Source organism: Mesorhizobium sp. WSM4845, from assembly GCF_055811455.1.
This window is the reverse complement of sequence record NZ_JBVVQA010000036.1, coordinates 1-18,243: the sequence shown is the minus strand read 5'-3', so window position 1 is coordinate 18,243 and position 18,243 is coordinate 1. Positions and strand designations below refer to the sequence as shown.

The 18,243-nt window shown below is 64.4% G+C and carries 14 protein-coding genes; 5 read left to right on the top strand and 9 right to left on the bottom strand.

Translation table 11 applies throughout. The features are described from left to right. The first annotated feature begins 144 nt into the window (after nt 1–144). The 4 genes from AC0L2C_RS29070 to AC0L2C_RS29055 are packed head-to-tail and all read left to right on the top strand — an operon-like array spanning nt 145 to nt 4,071. Nucleotides 145–1,458 (top strand): cytosine deaminase, encoded by a 1,314-nt coding sequence (locus AC0L2C_RS29070; RefSeq protein WP_419693687.1) that lies wholly within the window; start codon nt 145–147, stop codon nt 1,456–1,458. Beyond that, the gene (locus tag AC0L2C_RS29065; protein ID WP_473478088.1) at nt 1,455–2,855 is read left to right on the top strand and encodes an FAD-binding oxidoreductase; all 1,401 of its coding nucleotides are present in this window, start codon (nt 1,455–1,457) and stop codon (nt 2,853–2,855) included. Before AC0L2C_RS29070 ends, AC0L2C_RS29065 begins: the two co-directional genes overlap by 4 nt. Nucleotides 2,856–2,902: 47 nt before the next feature. Next, on the top strand, nt 2,903–3,484 hold the full coding sequence (locus tag AC0L2C_RS29060; protein ID WP_128173865.1) for an NAD(P)H-dependent oxidoreductase: 582 nt from the start codon (nt 2,903–2,905) through the stop codon (nt 3,482–3,484). Then, a complete protein-coding gene (locus AC0L2C_RS29055; RefSeq protein WP_023798898.1) occupies nt 3,484–4,071 on the top strand; it encodes an NAD(P)H-dependent oxidoreductase in 588 nt (195 codons plus the stop codon). Before AC0L2C_RS29060 ends, AC0L2C_RS29055 begins: the two co-directional genes overlap by 1 nt. A 169-nt stretch (nt 4,072–4,240) precedes the next feature. On the opposite strand, the gene AC0L2C_RS29050 is transcribed toward AC0L2C_RS29055, so the two are convergent. The 5 genes from AC0L2C_RS29050 to AC0L2C_RS29030 are packed head-to-tail and all read right to left on the bottom strand — an operon-like array spanning nt 4,241 to nt 11,861. Further along, complete coding sequence (locus tag AC0L2C_RS29050) at nt 4,241–6,730, bottom strand: GcvT family protein (RefSeq protein ID WP_128246496.1); 2,490 nt, start codon at nt 6,728–6,730, stop codon at nt 4,241–4,243. Beyond that, entirely contained in the window at nt 6,727–7,908 is a 1,182-nt protein-coding gene (locus AC0L2C_RS29045) for a pyridoxal phosphate-dependent aminotransferase (protein WP_023798900.1), read from the bottom strand. The genes AC0L2C_RS29050 and AC0L2C_RS29045 overlap by 4 nt, the downstream gene beginning before the upstream one ends. Further along, the gene (locus AC0L2C_RS29040; protein WP_473525058.1) at nt 7,908–8,807 is read right to left on the bottom strand and encodes a homocysteine S-methyltransferase family protein; all 900 of its coding nucleotides are present in this window, start codon (nt 8,805–8,807) and stop codon (nt 7,908–7,910) included. Before AC0L2C_RS29040 ends, AC0L2C_RS29045 begins: the two co-directional genes overlap by 1 nt. Then, nucleotides 8,804–11,257 (bottom strand): GcvT family protein, encoded by a 2,454-nt coding sequence (locus tag AC0L2C_RS29035; protein ID WP_128246498.1) that lies wholly within the window; start codon nt 11,255–11,257, stop codon nt 8,804–8,806. Before AC0L2C_RS29035 ends, AC0L2C_RS29040 begins: the two co-directional genes overlap by 4 nt. 16 nt (nt 11,258–11,273) lie before the next feature. Beyond that, nucleotides 11,274–11,861, bottom strand: coding sequence for a helix-turn-helix domain-containing protein (locus AC0L2C_RS29030; protein ID WP_473525057.1), 588 nt, complete (start codon nt 11,859–11,861; stop codon nt 11,274–11,276). Between the two features lie 304 nt (nt 11,862–12,165). Between AC0L2C_RS29030 and AC0L2C_RS29025 the strand changes: the two genes are divergently transcribed. Continuing rightward, a complete protein-coding gene (locus tag AC0L2C_RS29025; RefSeq protein ID WP_023798904.1) occupies nt 12,166–12,870 on the top strand; it encodes a nitroreductase in 705 nt (234 codons plus the stop codon). Between the two features lie 37 nt (nt 12,871–12,907). Here the strand turns inward: AC0L2C_RS29025 and AC0L2C_RS29020 are convergent, their stop codons facing one another. The 4 genes from AC0L2C_RS29020 to AC0L2C_RS29005 form a co-directional block, all read right to left on the bottom strand. Then, complete coding sequence (locus AC0L2C_RS29020; protein ID WP_128246499.1) at nt 12,908–13,495, bottom strand: sarcosine oxidase subunit gamma; 588 nt, start codon at nt 13,493–13,495, stop codon at nt 12,908–12,910. Continuing rightward, on the bottom strand, nt 13,488–16,481 hold the full coding sequence (locus AC0L2C_RS29015) for a sarcosine oxidase subunit alpha (RefSeq protein WP_473525056.1): 2,994 nt from the start codon (nt 16,479–16,481) through the stop codon (nt 13,488–13,490). Before AC0L2C_RS29015 ends, AC0L2C_RS29020 begins: the two co-directional genes overlap by 8 nt. Further along, a complete protein-coding gene (locus AC0L2C_RS29010; protein WP_128246501.1) occupies nt 16,478–16,774 on the bottom strand; it encodes a sarcosine oxidase subunit delta in 297 nt (98 codons plus the stop codon). The genes AC0L2C_RS29015 and AC0L2C_RS29010 overlap by 4 nt, the downstream gene beginning before the upstream one ends. Nucleotides 16,775–16,862: 88 nt before the next feature. Further along, nucleotides 16,863–18,122, bottom strand: a complete 1,260-nt coding sequence (locus tag AC0L2C_RS29005; protein WP_128246502.1) for a sarcosine oxidase subunit beta — start codon at nt 18,120–18,122, stop codon at nt 16,863–16,865. Nucleotides 18,123–18,243 lie beyond the last annotated feature (121 nt).

Here is an 18,243-nt window from a genome sequence, read left to right as displayed (position 1 = left end):
TCCCCGTATAGAGACGGGGAGAAGGGCGCTTCCATCGGCGGTTTCGCCAACCACCAGCGTCGCAGAACGAGCGTCAAGGCTGCTGTCAGCCCCCTTCTCCCCGTTCACGGGGAGAAGATGCCGGCAGGCAGATGAGGGGCAGCGATGACCTCAGAAATTATTCCCGAAACCGGCCAATTCGTACTTTCCAACGTCCGGCTTCATTCATCTTTGACGCCGGACCTTGCCGCTGCCTATGACAGCGACGGCTTTGCACTCGCCGACATCGCCGTCGCCGACGGCAGGATTGCCAGCATCGTCGCGAATCGCCGGTCCAATACACCCGCAGGCGCCGTCGACCTCGGCGGCCGTATCGTCATGCCGTGCTTCGTCGACTGCCACACCCATATCGACAAAGGCCATATCTGGCCTCGAAAACCCAATCCGGACGGCACCTTCATGGGTGCGCTGAACGCCACCGGCGCCGACCGTGCTGCCCGCTGGAGCCCCGAGGACGTCGCTCGCCGCATGGATTTTTCGCTGCGCTGCGCCTACGCGCACGGCACCAGGGCTTTGCGCACCCATCTCGACAGCGTCGCACCGCAGGAGGAGATCTCCTGGCCGGTGTTCGAGACGGTACGGGAGAAATGGCGTGGCCGCATCGAGCTGCAGGCCGCCTGCCTGCTCGGCATCGAAGGCGTACGCGACAAGAAATGGTTCGAGAGCCTGGCCAAACGCGTCGCTGCGGCCAACGGCGTGCTTGGCGTCGTCACCTATATGCTGCCGGACCTGGAAGAGCTTCTCGATCGGGTTTTCGCGCAGGCGATCAAGCATGGCCTCGACCTCGATTTCCATGCCGACGAGACCGACGACATCTCGGCGATCTCGCTGAAGAAGATCGCCGAGGCGGCGCTGTGGAACGGGTTTGAGGGAAACATCCTCGTCGGCCACTGCTGCTCGCTGGCACGCCAGCCCGATCTCGACGTGCTCGACACGCTGGACAAGATGGCGAAGGCGGGGCTCGCCGTGGTGTCGCTGCCGATGTGCAATCTCTATCTGCAGGACCGGCGCGGCGACAACACCACGCCGCGCTGGCGCGGCGTGACGCTGCTGCACGAGATGAAAGCGCGCGGCATTCCCGTCGCCGTCGCCTCCGACAACACCCGCGATCCGTTCTACGCCTATGGCGATCTCGACGTGCTGGAGGTCTATCGCATGGCGACGCGTATCCTGCATTTCGATCACCCGGTCGGCGACTGGCCGCAAGTGGTGACTTCGACGCCGGCCAGGGTGATGCGGCTCGACGGTTTCGGCACCCTTGCCGCCGGCGGTGGTGCCGACTTCGTCGTCTTCAGGGGGCGGAACTGGACGGAACTGCTGTCGCGACCCGAATCGGATCGCATCGTGGTGCGGGATGGTCGCGCCATCGAGCGCCAATTGCCCGACTATGCCGAACTCGACGATCTGATGGAGAAATGATGGACATTTCGGCACTGAAGCGCGACCTCGACGGTCTGAAGATCGACGACCATCCGGCGATCATCCAGCAGAAGAGCCGCGATTTCTACTGGTACAGCCCGGTGCTGAAGCAACAGCTCGACCATGTCACCGGCGACCTGATCGTGACGCCAAAGACCGAAGTCGAGGTGATCCGCGTGCTTGCCGCGTGCCACCGGCATGGCATTCCGGTGACGCCGCGCGGCAGCGGCACCGGCAATTACGGTCAGGCGATGCCCTTGTCCGGCGGCGTAGTGCTCAATCTCGCCGAGATGAACGCAATCAAGGCGATCGCGCCCGGCCGCGTCGTGACCGGTCCCGGTGCCGTCCTCGCCGACATCGACAGGGCGACGCGCGCCCATTCCGGCCAGGAGCTTCGGATGTCGCCGTCGACCTATAACACCGCTTCGATCGGCGGCTTCGTCGCCGGCGGCTCGGGCGGCATCGGCTCGATCCGCTGGGGCGGGCTGCGCGACCTCGGCAACGTCATCCGGCTCAGGACCGTGACCATGGAGGCGGAGCCTCGCATCATGGATCTTGCCGGTGAGGAGGTGCTGAAGGTGATGCATGCCTACGGCACCAACGGCATCATCACCGAGGTCGAGATGCCGCTGACCGCTGCTTATGACTGGATCGACGTCATCGTCGGCTTCGACGATTTCATGGATGCGGCCGGCTTCGGCAACGATCTCGCCATCCAGGACGGCATCCTGGCGAAGCTGATCACGCCGATCGCCGCGCCGATCCCTTACGACTATTTCAAGCGGCACCAGCGGTTTTTCAGGCGCGAGCAAAGCATCGTCGTCTGCATGATCGTACCGCAGGCGATGGACGCCTTTGTCGCCCTCACGGCGCGCAGCAAGGGCGAGATCGTCTTCCGCGCCGACAAGGAGGCCGATCTCAAGGGCTTGCCGCCGGCCTATGAGCTGACCTGGAACCACACGACGCTGCGCGCCATCAGGGTCGACCCTGATATTACCTATCTGCAGACCCGCTATCCCTCGCCGGATCACCTCGCTTACGTCAAGGCGATGATCGACCGCTTCGGCGACGAGGTGCCGGTTCATCTCGAATTCATTCGCTTCGACGGCGCGATCGGCGTCGCCGGACTGCCGTTGGTCCGCTTCACCACGGCCGAGCGGCTCGATGAGATCATCCGCATCCACGAGGACAATGGCTGCTGGGTCTTCAATCCGCACCGCTACACGCTGGAAGAGGGCGGCATGAAGCAGACGGACGAGGTGCAGCTCGCCTTCAAGCGCGAAACCGATCCGCAAGGGCTGCTCAACCCCGGCAAGATGATCGCCTGGGAAAACCCGGACTATGACTATCGCTCGGGCAAGTCGTTCCTGTTCAAGGGGTTGCAGAAGGCGGGGTGAATGATGACGAGCGTGTGGCGCTGTCGCGCTGACCTGCGAGGTCTTCGGTGAAAATCCTCGTGCTCTATGCCCACCCGGTCGAAACCAGCTTCAACGCCGGTCTGCACCGGACGATCGTCGAGCGGCTGACGGCCGCTGGTCACGCCGTCGACGACTGCGATCTCTATACCGAGGATTTCGACCCGCGGCTGACACGGGCCGAGCGGCTCGGTTATCACGACGAGCGCGGCGCCGGTGATCCGGCAGCGCCCTATGTCGAGCGCCTGCTGCGGGCAGAGGCGCTGGTGCTGTCGTTTCCGGTGTGGAACTACGGCTATCCGGCGATCCTGAAAGGCTTTTTCGACCGCGTCTTCCTGCCCGGCGTCTCCTTCAAGCTGGCCAATGGCAAGGTGCAGCCGTCGCTGCACAACATCCGCAAGCTGGCGGCGGTCACCACCTATGGTGGCAGCCGGCTCCACGCCATGCTGATGGGCGACCCGCCGCGTAAGCTGGTCAAGCGTGTGTTGCGCGCGACGGTCAAGCCAGGCGCCTCGGTGTCGTATCTCGCGCATTATTCGATGAACCTGTCGACCGATGAAACGCGGAAGGGATTTACGGCGAAGGTCGCCGCCAGCATGGATGCCTTCTGATGCGGGTCCTGGTGGTTTATTGCCATCCGGTTCCGGAAAGCTTTTGCGCCGCGATCCGGGATAGTGCCATCGAGGTGCTGAAGGCGAGAGGCTGGGAGGTGCGGCTGCTCGACCTCTATGCGGAAAATTTCGATCCGGTCATGGGCTGCGACGAGCGACGCTTCTATAACGAGCACGCCCCGCAGGATCCGGCGCTCAAGCCGCATTTCGAAAATCTCAACTGGGCCCAGGCAATCCTCTTCATCTATCCGACATGGTGGTACGGGTTGCCGGCAATGCTGAAGGGCTGGCTCGACCGGGTGTGGGCGACCGACGTCGCCTTCCGACTGCCGGCCGGCAAGGGACGGATCCATTCGCTGGTGAGGCATGTGACGAAGATCGGGGTGATCACGACCTGCGGCGCACCGACCTGGTGGAGCGTCGTCGTCGGCCAGCCGGGACGCAAGACAATCCTGCGCGGCATGCGGGCGCTCTGCGCCACCCGCTGCAGGACATTTTTTCTGGCGCACTACCTGATGGATGCGTCGACACCCCGGAGCCGGGCTGCTTTCCTTGCGAAAGTGCGGGCGAAACTGGAGCGGTTTTGAGCTGGCGGAGATCTCCTTCTCCCCCTGTGGGAGAAGGTGGATCGGCGCGCAGCGCCGAGACGGATGAGGGGTGCTCGACGGAGTGCGGGGGTGCCAAGCTGGAACACCCCTCATCCGACCGAGCTTCGCTCGGCCACCTTCTCCCACAAGGGGAGAAGGGAAGGGCGCCCTAGATCCGCACCCGTTCCGCCTTCGGATCATACATCGGCTTCAGCGACGCTTCCGCGGCGAAGCGCTCGCCGGCGATCTCGATCTCGTAGGAAGACGACAGCACATCCGCCTCGCTCTCGCCTTGGCAAGGCACGTAACCGAGGCCGATAGCGCCGCCGAGATGATGGCCGTAATTGCCCGAGGTGACCGGGCCGACAATCTTGCCGTCGCGCAGGATCGCTTCGTTGTGGAAGAGCAAGGGTTGCGTGTCTTTCAGGCGGAACTGCAACAGCCGGCGGTTCAATCCGGTTTCTTTTTTTCTCAGCACGGCATCGCGGCCAAGAAAATCGCCCTTGGCAGTCTTCACTGCGAATCCAAGGCCTGCCTCCAGCACATTGTCCTCGTCGGTGATGTCGTGGCCGAAATGCCGGAAGGCCTTTTCGATGCGGCAGGAATCCAGCGTGTGCAGGCCGCAAAGCTTCAGGCCGACATCGGCGCCGGCCGCCTCGATCGCCTCGAACACGTGTGCGGCCTGGTCGGTCGAGACATAAAGCTCCCAGCCCAGTTCGCCGACATAGGTCACCCGATGGGCGCGGGCCAGCCCCATGCCGATTTCTATCTCCTGAAACGTTCCGAACGGATTGGTTTCGTTGGAGAAATCGTTCGGGCTCAGCTTTTGAATCAGCTTCCTCGAATCCGGGCCCATCAGGCAGAGCACGGCATCGGCCGCGGTGACATCGGTGATGACGACGAATTCATCGGCGAGATGTTTTTTCAACCAGGCGAGATCACGCTGTAGCGTGGCGCCCGGCACGACGAGGAAGTAAGCCGTTTCCGATAGCCGCGAGACGGTAAGGTCGCTCTCGATGCCGCCGCGCTTGTTGAGCAGCTGGGAGTAGACGATCTTGCCCGGCGCCACGTCGATGTCGTTGGCGCAAAGCCTCTGCAGGAAGGCGCAGGCATCGCGGCCCTCGACACGGATCTTGCCGAACGAGGTCATGTCGAACAGGCCGACGCCGTTTCGGACCGCCAGATGTTCGTCGCGCTGGTTGTCGAACCAGTTCTGCCGTTTCCAGGAATAGCGGTACTCGCGCTCCTGACCCTCATGCGCGAACCAGTTGGCCCGCTCCCAGCCGGCAACCTCGCCGAACACCGCGCCGCGTGCCTTCAGATGTTCATGGAGCGGGGAGCGCCTGACGTTCCGAGAGGTCGCCATCTGCCGGTAGGGAAAATGGTCGGCATAGAGCAGGCCGAGCGTCTCGGAGACGCGCTCTCTGAGATAGCGGCGGTTCTTCTGGAACGGCTGGGCGCGGCGGATGTCGACCTCCCACAGATCGAAGGGTGCTTCGCCATCATTGATCCATTGCGCCAGCGCCATGCCGGCGCCGCCTGAGGAGACGATGCCGATGGAGTTGTAGCCGGTCGCCATCCAGTAGCCGGAAAGCTCCGGCGCCTCGCCGAGATAATAGCGATCATCAGGCGTAAAACTCTCGGGGCCGTTGAAGAAAGTGTGGATGCCGGCGCTGGCCAGCATCGGCATGCGGTTGACGCCCATTTCGAGGATCGGCTCGAAATGTTCGAAATCCTCGGGCAACTGGTCGAAGCAGAAATCTTCGCTTATGCCGTCCATGCCCCACGGCTTGGCCACCGGCTCGAAGGCGCCGAGCATCATCTTGCCGGCATCTTCCTTGTAGTAGGCGCACTCGTCCGGCACGCGCAGCACGGGCAGCCGGCTCAGGCCGGGGATCGGTTCGGTGACGAGATAAAAATGCTCGCAGGCATGCAGCGGGATGCTGACGCCGTTCTGGGCGCCAAGCTCGCGTGCCCACATGCCGGCGCAATTGACGACGACATCGGCCTCGATCATGCCTCGCTCGTCGCCCCGCATCCAGGAAACGCCGGTGACGCAGCCATTCCTGGTGTGAACCTTGGTGACCTTCACATTCTCGACGATCGTCGCACCGCGCTGGCGCGCACCCTTGGCCAGCGCCATGGCGATATTGGCCGGGTCGCATTGGCCGTCGAGCGGCAGATGCACGGCGCCGACCACATCGGAAACATTAAGATGCGGGTACATCTGCTTGACTTCGTTTGGCGAAATCTCGCGCACGTCGATATCGAACGCGCGGGCGAGCGACGCCTGCCTATAAATCTCGTGCTTGCGTTCTTCGGTCAGCGCCACGGTGATCGAACCGACCTGGCGCATGCCGGTGCCGACATCGGTCTCGGCCTCCAGCCTGACGTAGAGGTCGGCCGAATATTTCGCCAGCCGCGTCATGTTCTGCGAACCGCGCAACTGGCCGATCAGGCCGGCGGCGTGCCATGTCGTGCCCGATGTCAGCTGCTTGCGCTCGAGCAGCACGATGTCGGTCCAGCCGAGCTTGGCCAGATGATAGGCGACCGAGCAGCCGGAGACGCCGCCGCCGATGATGACGGCCCTCGCCTTGGGAGGAATGGTTTTGGGCGGATTGGTTTTGGCCAGAATGGTTTTCTGGGGCAGGGCGCTCATGCGGCCTCGCGGCGGTAGCTGGACGCGAAGCGGCGCAAGCGAAGGGTTGCTTCCAGAAGCACCGCCTCGGGCTGGCAGAGGCTGACGCGAATATGGCCGGCGGCGGCCTCGCCGAAGCTCGAGCCGGGCATGACGCCGACCTTTTCCTTGTCGAGCAGAGCCCAGGCGAATTTCTCGTCGTCCGGCTCGAGAGCCGAGATATCGAGCATGACATACATGCCGCCTTCGGAGCCGCGCACGGTGATGTTGTTCATGCCGCGCATGGCATCGAGGACGACGCTGCGCCGTGCGGCATAGCGTTCGGCGATCTCCTTGACGCCGTAGCCGTTTTCCAGCGCCTCGGCGCAAGCGAGGCTGATGAACGCCGGCAGGCCGTAGGTGGTCACCAGATTGAGGTTGGTCAGCAGCGAGATCATCTGTTCGGGCCCGCTCAGCCAGCCCATCCGCCAGCCGGTCATGCCGTGGCTCTTCGACATGGAATTGATGACCAGCGTGCGTTCCGCCATGCCTGGCAGTGAACGCGGCGAGACGTGCTCGCCGCCGCCCAGCGTCCAATAGACCTCGTCCGACAGCAGCCAGAGGTCATGCTCCCGGCAGATCTGCGCCAGCTCTTCCAGCCGCTGGCGCGAATAGACGGCACCCGTCGGGTTGTTCGGCGTGTTGATCAGGATGGCGCGGGTGTTCGGCCGAAGCCCTGCGCGAATGTCGGCGGCGCGCGGCTGGAAACCATCCTCGGCGGGTGTCTCGACCACGGTGAAATCGGCGCCCGCCGCACTGAAGGTGTTGGGGTAGGTCGCGTAATAGGGCGCCACCACAATGGCATGGTCGCCCTGGTCGAGAACGGCCTGCACCGCCGCGTAAAGTGCCGCCTGCCCGCCCGGTGTGGCGATGACCTGGTCGGGGTTGGTCGTAACGCCGGTGCAGGCGGTCGAGGCCGCCGCCATGGCCTGGCGCAGGCGGGGAATGCCGGCAAGCGGGGTATAGTGGTGATTGCTGGCGCGAACCGCGGTCACGCAGGCTTCGATCGTCTGCGTCGGCGTGTCGAAATCATGGTCGCCGACCGACAGCATGATGATGTCCTCGCCGGCCTGCTTGCGCGTCCAGGCGGCGAAATGGACCTCCCAGCCGTCCTTGCCGGAAGGCACGATGCCGGAAATGCGCGATGACGGTCTGGGCATTATGCTACTCCCGAAATTTCGTAGCCGGCCTGTTCGAGCCGGTCGCGCAGGGCCGCGATATGAGGCGGCCCGACTTCGCAGCAGCCGCCGACGATGTCGGCGCCGGCCTCGACCCAGCCGACCGCCTGGTCGGCATAGGCATCCGGATCGACGTCGTGGCGGGCGTGCAGCACTTCCACCGTTCCGCCATGCTTGAGCGCCTCGACCGAGGTGAAGCCGTTGGCATAGGCGCCAACCGGCCCGCCGAGAGCGATCAGTTCGGGCAGCGCTGCAGCAATGGCTTCGGGCCGGCAGCAATTGATCAGCCTGGCTGCGACCGGCAGGCCGTCGAGAGCTCTTGCTGCCGCCGCTATGGTTTCGCCGCTGCGCAGCCGCGGCGCGCCGTGATCGGCGAGCGTCCACGACACCCACACCGGCTTGCCGCTTTCCGACGCGGCGGTGACAGCCGCGCGCGCCTCCTCGGCCGACGCCATGGTCTCGCACAGGAACAGATCGACACCGTCGGCCTGCTCGGCAACGATGCGGCGGTAGATGTCGAGCGTATCCTCGAAGGATATCGTCAGGGCCGGTGCGTAGCTGCCGAACAGCGGCGACAGGCAGCCGGCGATTGCCGCGTCGCCGGCCTGGTCGCGCGCTTGCCTTGCCAGTTCTATGCCGCGCTGCTGCAGCGGCTTGAACAGCTCTTCCGCGCCCTCGCGCGCCAGCCGCTCGGGGGTTGCGGAATAGGTGTTGATGGTGATGACGCGGGCGCCGGCCCGAATGAACTCCGCATGCAGGTCGCGCACCAGGTCCGGTTCGTCGATCAGCACCCTGGCCGACCATAGCGGGGTGGGATCGGAGCTGCTGCGGCGGACCAGTTCCTGGCCCATGCCGCCGTCGGTGAGAATGACTGAATTCATGCGCGCAACCTCTCGTTGTTTGGATCCCACAGCGGTTCGTCCTTCTGCACGACCGCCTTGAAGCGCTCGCCGAAGATCTCGACCTCGACCGCAGTTCCCGGCTCAGTCAGGTCGGCGCGCAGTACGCCGAGCGCGATCGACTTGTCGATCCGATGACCCCAGCCGCCGGACGTCGTCTCGCCGACGATCCGGCCGTCATGCCACAGCGTCGACATGGTTGGCGCGTCGCAGCCGCCGGGGTTTTCGACGACCAGCGTGACAAAGCGCTTCTTCACGCCCTGCTGCTTCTCGTTTTGCAGCGCCGCCTTGCCACGGAAATCCGGCTTGTCCCATTTCACGAAACGCTCCAGCCCACCCTGCAGGATCGAATAGTCGGTCGACAGGTCGCCTTTCCAGGCGCGATAGGATTTTTCAAGCCGCAATGAATCCAGCGCGTACATGCCGAACGGCTTCAGCCCATGCTTCTGCCCTGCCGCCCAGACGGCGTCGAACACGGTGGCGGTGTCGTCGATCCTGGTGTGGATTTCCCAGCCGAGTTCGCCGGCGAAGGACACACGCAACAGCCTTGCCCAACGGCCGGCAATTGTCGTCTCCTGGTGGGTCAGCCAGGGCAGGGCAAGGTCGGCGGCGCAGACATCGGCGAGGATTTTTCGCGAATTGGGCCCGGCGAGGATCTGCGTGGCGTATTCCTCGGTCCGGTCGACCAGCCTGAACGAGGCGTCCTTCGGCATGCGCCATTTCAGCCATTCGAAATCGTGCCATTGCGCCACCGCGGCGGTGATCAGCGTCATCAAATTCTCGTCGTGGCGAACGGCAGACATTTCGGTGACGATGCGGCCCTTGTCGTCGGCAAAATAGACGAGGCCGATGCGGCCGGGTTTCGGCACCAGGCCGGTGATCTGTTGGCTCAACCAGTCGGCCGCGCCCGGACCGTCGAGATTGAAGCGGGAGAACCCGGGCAGGTCCAAAATGCCGGCGGCATCGCGCACGGCAAGGCATTCTTCGCGCACGCGATGCTGCCACGGCCCGTCGCGGCGGAAGGTCAGCGTCGCGGTTTCCGAGACGTCGTCGCCGGCCTGCGCGTACCAGGTGGCGCGCTCCCAGCCATTATAGGCGTCGAAGCAAGCGCCGAGCGCCTTGATGCGATCATGGATCGGCGACAGTTTGCGGTCGCGGCCTGCCGGCCAGGCATGGCGCGGGAACTGGATGGCGTATTCGTTGCCGTAGATTTCCATGCCCTTGGCGACGCAGTAATCCGGGGCCGAGGCAAAGCTGGTGAAGCGGCGCGGATCGCAGGACCACATGTCCCATTCGGTTTGGCCTTCAGTCACCCATTCGGCCAGCACCTTGCCGGCGCCGCCGCCCTGGGCGATGCCGAAGGTGAAGACGCAGGCCTCGAAGGCGTTCGGCACGCCGGGCATCGGGCCGATCAGCGGGTTGCCGTCCGGCGCGTAGGGGATAGGACCGTTGATGACCTTGGACAGGCCCGCGGTGCCGAGAATCGGCACCCGGGCGACGGCATCGGCCATATAGTCCTCGAGCCGGTCGAGATCGTCGGGGAACAGCTGGAACGAAAAATCGTCTGGCATCGGATCGTTGTGGCCGACCCAATGGGCACGGCAATTGCGCTCATAGGGGCCGAGATTCATGCCGTTCTTTTCCTGGCGCAGATAATAGGAGGTGTCGACGTCGCGCAGCAGCGGCAGTTTCTTGCCCTGCTCCTTCGACCACGCGGCCAGTTCGGGGATTTCCTCGAACAGGATATATTGATGGCTCATCACCATCATCGGCACGTCGCGGCCGAACATCCTGCCGACTTCGGCCGCACGGTAGCCGGCGGCGTTGACGACGATCTCGCAGCGGATCTCGCCCTGCGCGGTCTCGACCACCCACTCGTCCTTGTCGCGGCGCACGCCGGTGACCGGACAGAAGCGAATGATCTTCGCACCCAGGTCGCGGGCGCCCTTGGCCAGCGCCTGAGTCAGCTGCGCCGGGTCGATGTCGCCGTCGCTCGGATCGTAGAGCGCGCCCTTCAACTCATGCGTTTCGATGAACGGGTAGCGGCGCTTGATCTCGTCGAGCCCGACCACATCGATGTCCATGCCCTGGTAGCGGCCCATGCCCTTGGCGCGCTGGAACTCCTGCATGCGCTCCGCCGTATGGGCCAGCCTGAGCGAGCCGGTGACGTGGTAGTTCATGGGGTAGCCGACCGCGTCGGCCAGCCCGCGATAGAGCTCGGTCGAATAGCGCTGCATGTTCATCAGCGACCATGACGAGGAGAAGGTCGGCACGTTGCCGGCCGCATGCCAAGTCGAGCCGGAGGTGAGCTCGTTCTTTTCGAGGAGCACGCAGTCGGTCCAGCCCGCCTTGGCGAGATGGTAGAGCGCCGACGCGCCGACGACACCGCCTCCGATGATCACCACACGTGCCGTGGTCGGCAAACCGGCCATGTTCTTCTCCAAACCTTCAATAGACGGGCGGCGAAACCACCCAGATGACTACCGCTGGCTCCGCACCGGGATTGCGCCAGCGGAACGGCTTGCCGTCGAAGCGAAAGGAGTCGCCTTCGCCAAGCCGGTGCCAGACGCCTGATATCTCGATGTCGAAGCTGCCGGAAGCGACATATCCGGCTTCCTCCGTCGGCCGGCGGGCTTCGGTCTTCAGTTCAGCACCCGGCGCGAAGACCGAACGCAGCATCTCGAAGCTACCGCCGAGATCGGGCGAAAGAAGCTCCTCCACCAGTCCGGAATCGCTTGTGCCAAGCGTGCGGCGGCTGCCGGCGCGCACGACCACGCCGCGCTCGTTCTCGACGGGCACGTCGTGGCTGAAGAACAGGCTGACCGGCACGCCGAACAATTCCGCGAAGGCCCTGAGATCGCTAAGCGATGGTATCGACAGGCCGCGCTCGACCTGACTGACCCAGCCGACCGAGCGGCCGAGCTTCAGGCCGGTTTCGGCAAGCGTCAGCCCGCGCGCCCTGCGCAGCGCCCTGATATCGCCGGCCAGCAGCCGTTCGCGGCTTTCCTGCTCCGATCTGACGGCGGTTGAGGTCAAAGCTTTTTTCTCGGTAAAAATCTGTCTGGTGAAATTGGTGAAAAATTGAGGGCAAATTTCATCAGGGGTCAGGTTCGTGAAAAAATCAAGATAATTTTCATGAGGCCACAAGATTTGCTTGCGCCGTTTTGACGGTTCAGGCAAAGGCTTGGCCTCGAACGGCCAGTGAGGGCGTCCGGTCGAGGTTTGCGTTAGAGCGCCATGCGTCAAATTGGACCGCAATGGTGCTCTCTCATTTCTAGACGGCGCATGTATCCTTTCCGGAATCGATTCCGGTTTCCGTGGCACGCGCAAAGGGACGCCCATGCTGGAAAACAGGACTAAGATTACGGATGGCGCGGCGATCGTCGACGAGGCGATCACGTCGCGCCGTTCGGTGCGGGCGTTCCTGCCCGACATGGTCGACGACGAGACGATCCGCGCCATACTCGCCGTTGCCGCGCGGGCGCCTTCGGGCACCAACATGCAGCCCTGGCGGGTCTACGTGACCAGGGGCGAGGTCAAGCAGCGGATCACCGACGCCATCCTCAACTCCGGCATCCGTGCCGAAAAGGCCGAGTGGGACGAGTATCGCTACTATCCCGACCAGTTCTTCGAGCCCTATCTGACCCGGCGGCGAGCCAACGGGTTCGGCCTCTACAGCGTGCTCGGCATCGGCCGGCGTGAGGTCGACAGGATGCGCGCGCAGCACGACCGCAACTTCGTCTTCTTCGACGCACCGGTCGGCATGATCTTCACCGTTGACCGGCGGCTGAACAAGGGCTCGTGGATCGATTACGGCATGTTCCTGCAGAACATCATGGTGGCGGCGCGGGGCAGGGGTCTGCACACCTGCCCGCAGGCGGCCTTTGCACCCTATCACAAGCAGATCAGGCCGGTGCTCAACATTCCCGACGAGGAGATCGTCGTCTGTGGCATGGCGCTTGGCCGTGAGGACACATCCAAGCCCGAAAACGCGTTCCGCACCGACCGCGCGCCGCTGGAAGAGTGGGTGACGTTCGCCAGTTGAGGTGACGCCAAGCGTGGTGACGACGCGCCGCGTCGGTCTACTGCACTTCGTAGCCGACTTCCTCGCTGGCGTGACAGAGCGCCTTCCAGAACGAGCGCGCAAACGAGCGGAACACATAGATGTCGAACTGGTCGGCGCCGGTGCGCTGGATCTGGGCGAAGACGTCATGATGCATGGTCGAGCGGCCGGCACCGACCGGGAAGGCCGGCAGCGCGAAGTCGATGGCGAAGAACTTTGCCAGCACCCATTCGGCCCTCGGTCCGGCGATGCGGATCGCGGTGCGGCCATGCGACAGGTCAGTCACCGTGCCGATATCAGGGGTGACGACATTGGCAAAGGCCGATGCCAGGCCCTCGGCCTCGTCGACCACGGTGAATTTTCCCGGCGCAAAACCGAACACCGACCTCACGCCGTCGGTGCTGCCGGCGCCGGCGCCATCGGGCAGCGCAAGGCCGGTAACGGTGCGAATGCCTGCTATCAACGCCTTCTCCTGGCCCGGCCAGGCAGCGAGCTGCAGGATCGATCCCGGCCTGGTTTCGGAGAGGATGACCTCGATGCCGTGTTCGAAATCGCCATGCGAGCCGGTGCGCAGCTCCAGCTCAAGCGGGGATTGGCGCTCAACCATGCATGCGGCTCCCGTCCGGATCAAAGAAGTGGTTGGAGACGATCTCGACCGGGCCGAACCGGTTGCGCAGAGGATCGGAGATATGGGCGCGCGTGCCGCGCCGTGCCTTGCCGTCCTTGACCAGAGCGAGCGCGATGTACTTGCCGAGCGCCGGCGAATAACAGCAAGCGGTGATGTGGCCGATGGAATCGTGCGGATTGGCTTCGTCAAGCGCTTCGACGATGTGCGCGCCGCCGTTGAGCGGCTGGTTGTCCAGCGAAATCAGGCCGACGAGTTCCAGGCGGCCAGGCGCGATCAGGCCCTCGCGATCCATCATCGCCGAGCCGATGAAGGGCTTCTTCCTGGACAGCATCCAGTCGAGATGCAGGTCGCGTGCGGTGGTGCGGCCGTCGATCTCGGCGCCGGTGACGTGGCCTTTCTCGATGCGCAACGTGCCAAGCGCCTCAAGCCCGTAGGTCACCAGTCCGAACGGCTTGCCGGCTTCGATCAAGGCTTCCCAGACAAGTGCGCCGTAGCCGGCGCCGGAGTAGACTTCGAAGGCCATTTCGCCGGAGAAGGAAAGCCGGCAGATCATCACCGGCACGCCTGATATCTTGCCGTGCACGATGCCCATGAAAGGCAGGGTTGCGTTGTCGACGACGGTGCCGGTGACGCAAGCAGCAAGGATCTCTCTCGCCCTAGGCCCGCCGATCGCCGCACCCGCCCATTCGTCGGTCACCGAGGTGACATGGACCTTCAATTCCGGCCAGATGACGTCGAGGAAATACTCCAGATGCTGCATCACCTTGCCGGCATTGGCGGTGGTGGTGGTCATCAGGAAGTCCTGTTCGCCGAGCCGCCACGTCGTGCCGTCGTCGAAGGCGAGGCCGTCCTCGCGCAGCATCAGCCCGTAGCGGGCCTTGCCGACGGCCAATGTCGAGAACATGTTGGTGTAAACCCGGTCGAGGAATTCCGCCGCGTCCGGGCCCTGCACGGCGATCTTGCCCAGCGTCGAGACATCGACGATGCCGGCGCTCTCCCGCGTCGCCCTGGCTTCGCGCACATAGGCCTGCTCGATCGTCTCGCCGGGATGGCCATAAATCATCGGGCGATACCAGAGGCCGGCTGAATACATGGTCGCGCCGTTGGCGACGTGCCAGTCATGCATCGGCGTCAGTCGTTCGGGCCTCAAGTCGCCGAAACGCTCCGCGGCCAGTGAGCCGATCGACACGGCCGAAAAAGGTGGGCGAAAGCGTGTCGTGCCGACTTCGGGAATCGGCTTGCCCAGCGCCTCGGCCATGATGGCGAGGCCGGGTATGTTGGAGCTCTTGCCCTGGTCGGTCGCCATGCCGAGCGTGGTGTAGCGCTTCAAATGCTCGACCGAGACAAAGCCTTCGCGATGCGCCAGCCGTACATCCTCCGCCGTCACGTCGTGCTGGAAATCGACGAAGCTTTTTCCATCGGCCCTGATCTCGAACACCGGCGCCGGGTCGGGACCGCCGGGTGCGGCTTCGACGACCGGCAGGGCCGTTGGCGCACCTGTTCCACCTGCCGCCGAAAGCCCGGCGGCGCGGCCTTCGGCGATTGCCTCGGCGGTGGAAAAGCTGCCGGTGAAAGCGCCGGCGCCAATCCATTGCTGGGTTGGCTTCGGTGGCAGGAAGGCTTGTCTGGCGGCATTCCATTCCGCCTTGGCGCCGGCCTGGCTGGCCAGATGGATGGTCGGCGACCAGCCTCCCGACATCAGCAGGCAGTCGGCTTGAATGCTGCGCGCCTCGCCGGCAAGCGCGCCGTTGACCATGTCGAAGCGCTGCACCTTGACGCCGGACAGCGCCTTGCCGCCTTCGGTGGCGACCACGGCGTGACCGAAAAGGATCTTGGCTTCCGCTTCATCGGCGAGTTCGCGCATCCTGCTCGAAAGCTCCGACCGCACGTCGACGATGGCGACAATCGCCGCACCGGCCTTCTTCAGCGTCAGGGCGGAGCGATAGGCGCTGTCATTGTTGGTGAACAGTGCGATCCTGTTGCCCGCCAACACGCCGTACTCGTTGGCGTAGCGTTCGGCGGCATGCGCCAGCATCACTCCCGGCCGATCGTTGCCCGGAAACACCAGCGGCCGCTCGAAGGAGCCGGTGGCCAGCACCACCGACTTGGCGCGAATGATCCAGTAGCGATGGCGTGGTTCGCCCTTGCCGGGCCTCTCCTTGTGGTCGGCAACCCGTTCAAGCGCGGCGAGCGTGTTGCCGTCGTAATAGCCCCAGACCGTGGTGCGTGGCAGCAGGCGGACATTGTCATAGCCTTCGAGCTGGCCGGCGGCTCGCGCTGCCCAGTCGGCCCCGGGCATCCCGTCGATCGTCTCGCCCGACCAGTTGGCCGAGCCGCCGAAATGCGGTTCGAGCTCGCTGAGGATGACACGCGCGCCCTGATCGGCGGCTGCCCTGGCGGCCATCAGTCCGGCCGGACCGGAACCGACCACCAGCACATCGCAGAAGGCGTTCATGCGCTCGTAACGCGCCGCGTCGGCAGCCGTCCCGGCGCGGCCGAGACCGGCGGCGCGGCGGATGAAATGCTCGCAGAACATCCAGAAACGCGTGCTCTTCAGCGGGCCGATCGCCGGCCCCATGAAGGTCTTGTAATAGAAGCCGGCGGACAGAAGCTTGCCGCCGAGCTGGTTGGCGGCGCTGACATCCCAGGCCAGCGATGGAAAGCGGTTCTGGCTGACGGCGGTCAGCCCATCATAGATCTCGGCCATGGTCGCGGCGATGTTGGGCTCGCGAACCTCGCCCCGCAACACCGTCACCAGGGCATTCGGTTCCTCGACGCCTGCCGTCAGCACCCCGCGAGGACGGTGATATTTGAACGAGCGTCCGAACAGGGTGACGCCATTGGCCAGCAGCGCTGAGGCAAGGGTGTCGCCGGCATGGCCGGTGTAAGGCGCGCCGTCGAAGGTGAACCGGATGGTTCGCAGCCGGTCGATCCGGCCACCGGCATCGGTGCGGCGCGGGCTCATGACTTGCCCTCCGCCTTGTGCCGGGCAGCCACTTTGTGGTCGCCGCGCGTGAACACGACGCTGGAGATCTCGTGTGTCAGCGTGTTGCGCACGGCCCTGAGATGGGCGCGGCAGCCGCCGGAATGCTGCCAGATCTCGTTGTGGTCACCCGCCGGGTTCAATCGGTCGTAGACATAGGCGTTCCAGGCATCGAGGTCCTGCGAGGCAGGCTGAGGGCGCTCGCGGTTGCCGTCACCCTGATAGGTGAACTCGATGACGTCGCGCGGGCCGCAATAGGGGCAGGTAATCAGCATGCGATTGTATCTTCTCGTTTGACCATGATCTTGGCCGAAAACCGGTTTCCACTCTTTGTTACGCCGACCTGCGGTTCGGGATCATGGTCTAATGCAGCCGCGGCGTCGCGCCCTGGCCCTTGTCGTCGATCACCAGTCCGCCATGGAAGCGATCCAGCGTGAAGGGCGTGTTGATGTCGTGCGGTTCATCCTTGGCGATGGTCCAGGCAAAACACCAGCCGGAGGCCGGCGTCGCCTTGAAGCCGCCGTAGCACCAGCCGCAGTTGAGATACATGCCCGGCAGCGGGCCTGTGGTGATGATCGGCGAACCGTCCATCGACATGTCGCAGACGCCGCCCCAGGAGCGCAGCATGCGAACTCGGGCGAGACCCGGAAACAGCGCCAGCATCTCGCTCATCACCTCATCGACAACAGGCAAACTGCCGCGCTGGGCGTAGCTGTTGTAGCCGTCGAGATCGCCGCCATAGACAAGGCCGCCCTTGTCCGACTGCGACATGTAGAAATGGCCCATGCCGAAAGTCAGGACTGTGTTGATGAACGGCTTCAGCGATTCCGTCACAAAAGCCTGCAGCACGTGGCTCTCGATCGGCATCGTATCGATGCCGGCGAGCCGCATGACTTGCCCGGTGCTGCCGGCCACCGCGACCGCCACCTTCCTGGCGCGGATATCTCCGCGCGACGTCGAGACGCCTGATATGCGGTCGCCGTCGCGCAGGAAGCCGGTGACCTCGCAATTCTCGATGATATCGACACCGCGGCGGTCGGCGCCGCGCGCATAGCCCCAGGCGACGGCATCGTGGCGGGCGGTGCCGGCGCGCCGCTGCATTAGGCCGCCGACGATTGGGAAGCGCGCCGTGGCGGAGACGTCCAGCGCCGGCACCAGGCGCGCGATCTCGGCCGTGGTCATCAGTTCGGCGTCGACGCCGAGATGGCGCATGGCGTTGCCGCGGCGGGCAAAATCGTCGAGCTGGGCGGGCGTGTGCGCGAGGTTGAGGCAGCCGCGCTGCGAGAACATGACGTTGTAGTTGAGATCGTGCGACAGGTTCTCCCACAGCTTCATCGAATGTTCGTAGAAGCGCGTGTTGGCCGGCAGCAGGTAGTTGGAGCGGACGGCTGTCGTGTTGCGGCCGACATTGCCGGAGCCGAGCCAGCCCTTTTCCAGCACCGCCACGTTGGTGATGCCGTGCTCCTTGGCGAGATAATAGGCGGTCGACAGGCCATGGCCGCCGCCGCCGATGACGATCACGTCGTAGGACGCCTTCGGATCCGGCTTGCGCCAGGCCGGCTTCCAGTCCTTGTTGCCGGTCAGCGCATTTTTGAGAAGCGAGAAGGCCGAATATTCCGCCATTCTTTTTGTTGTCCGTTCTGGCTTTTCGTCAGCCGTTTTGGGCGATGCGGCACATTATAGAGCAGGCCGCTGCCGCAAAGCCAATATTGCGCCATCGCTTTTCGACTGGCCGACTCCGAAG

Bases quoted from the DNA above. Each gene is read 5' to 3' on its own strand.
- AC0L2C_RS29070 (WP_419693687.1), top strand. From the start codon at position 145: ATGACCTCAGAAATTATTCCCGAAACCGGCCAATTCGTACTTTCCAAC.
- AC0L2C_RS29065 (WP_473478088.1), top strand. From the start codon at position 1,455: ATGATGGACATTTCGGCACTGAAGCGCGACCTCGACGGTCTGAAGATC.
- AC0L2C_RS29055 (WP_023798898.1), top strand. From the start codon at position 3,484: ATGCGGGTCCTGGTGGTTTATTGCCATCCGGTTCCGGAAAGCTTTTGC.
- AC0L2C_RS29050 (WP_128246496.1), bottom strand. From the start codon at position 6,730: ATGAGCGCCCTGCCCCAGAAAACCATTCTGGCCAAAACCAATCCGCCC.
- AC0L2C_RS29045 (WP_023798900.1), bottom strand. From the start codon at position 7,908: ATGCCCAGACCGTCATCGCGCATTTCCGGCATCGTGCCTTCCGGCAAG.
- AC0L2C_RS29040 (WP_473525058.1), bottom strand. From the start codon at position 8,807: ATGAATTCAGTCATTCTCACCGACGGCGGCATGGGCCAGGAACTGGTC.
- AC0L2C_RS29035 (WP_128246498.1), bottom strand. From the start codon at position 11,257: ATGGCCGGTTTGCCGACCACGGCACGTGTGGTGATCATCGGAGGCGGT.
- AC0L2C_RS29025 (WP_023798904.1), top strand. From the start codon at position 12,166: ATGCTGGAAAACAGGACTAAGATTACGGATGGCGCGGCGATCGTCGAC.
- AC0L2C_RS29020 (WP_128246499.1), bottom strand. From the start codon at position 13,495: ATGGTTGAGCGCCAATCCCCGCTTGAGCTGGAGCTGCGCACCGGCTCG.
- AC0L2C_RS29015 (WP_473525056.1), bottom strand. From the start codon at position 16,481: ATGAGCCCGCGCCGCACCGATGCCGGTGGCCGGATCGACCGGCTGCGA.
- AC0L2C_RS29010 (WP_128246501.1), bottom strand. From the start codon at position 16,774: ATGCTGATTACCTGCCCCTATTGCGGCCCGCGCGACGTCATCGAGTTC.
- AC0L2C_RS29005 (WP_128246502.1), bottom strand. From the start codon at position 18,122: ATGGCGGAATATTCGGCCTTCTCGCTTCTCAAAAATGCGCTGACCGGC.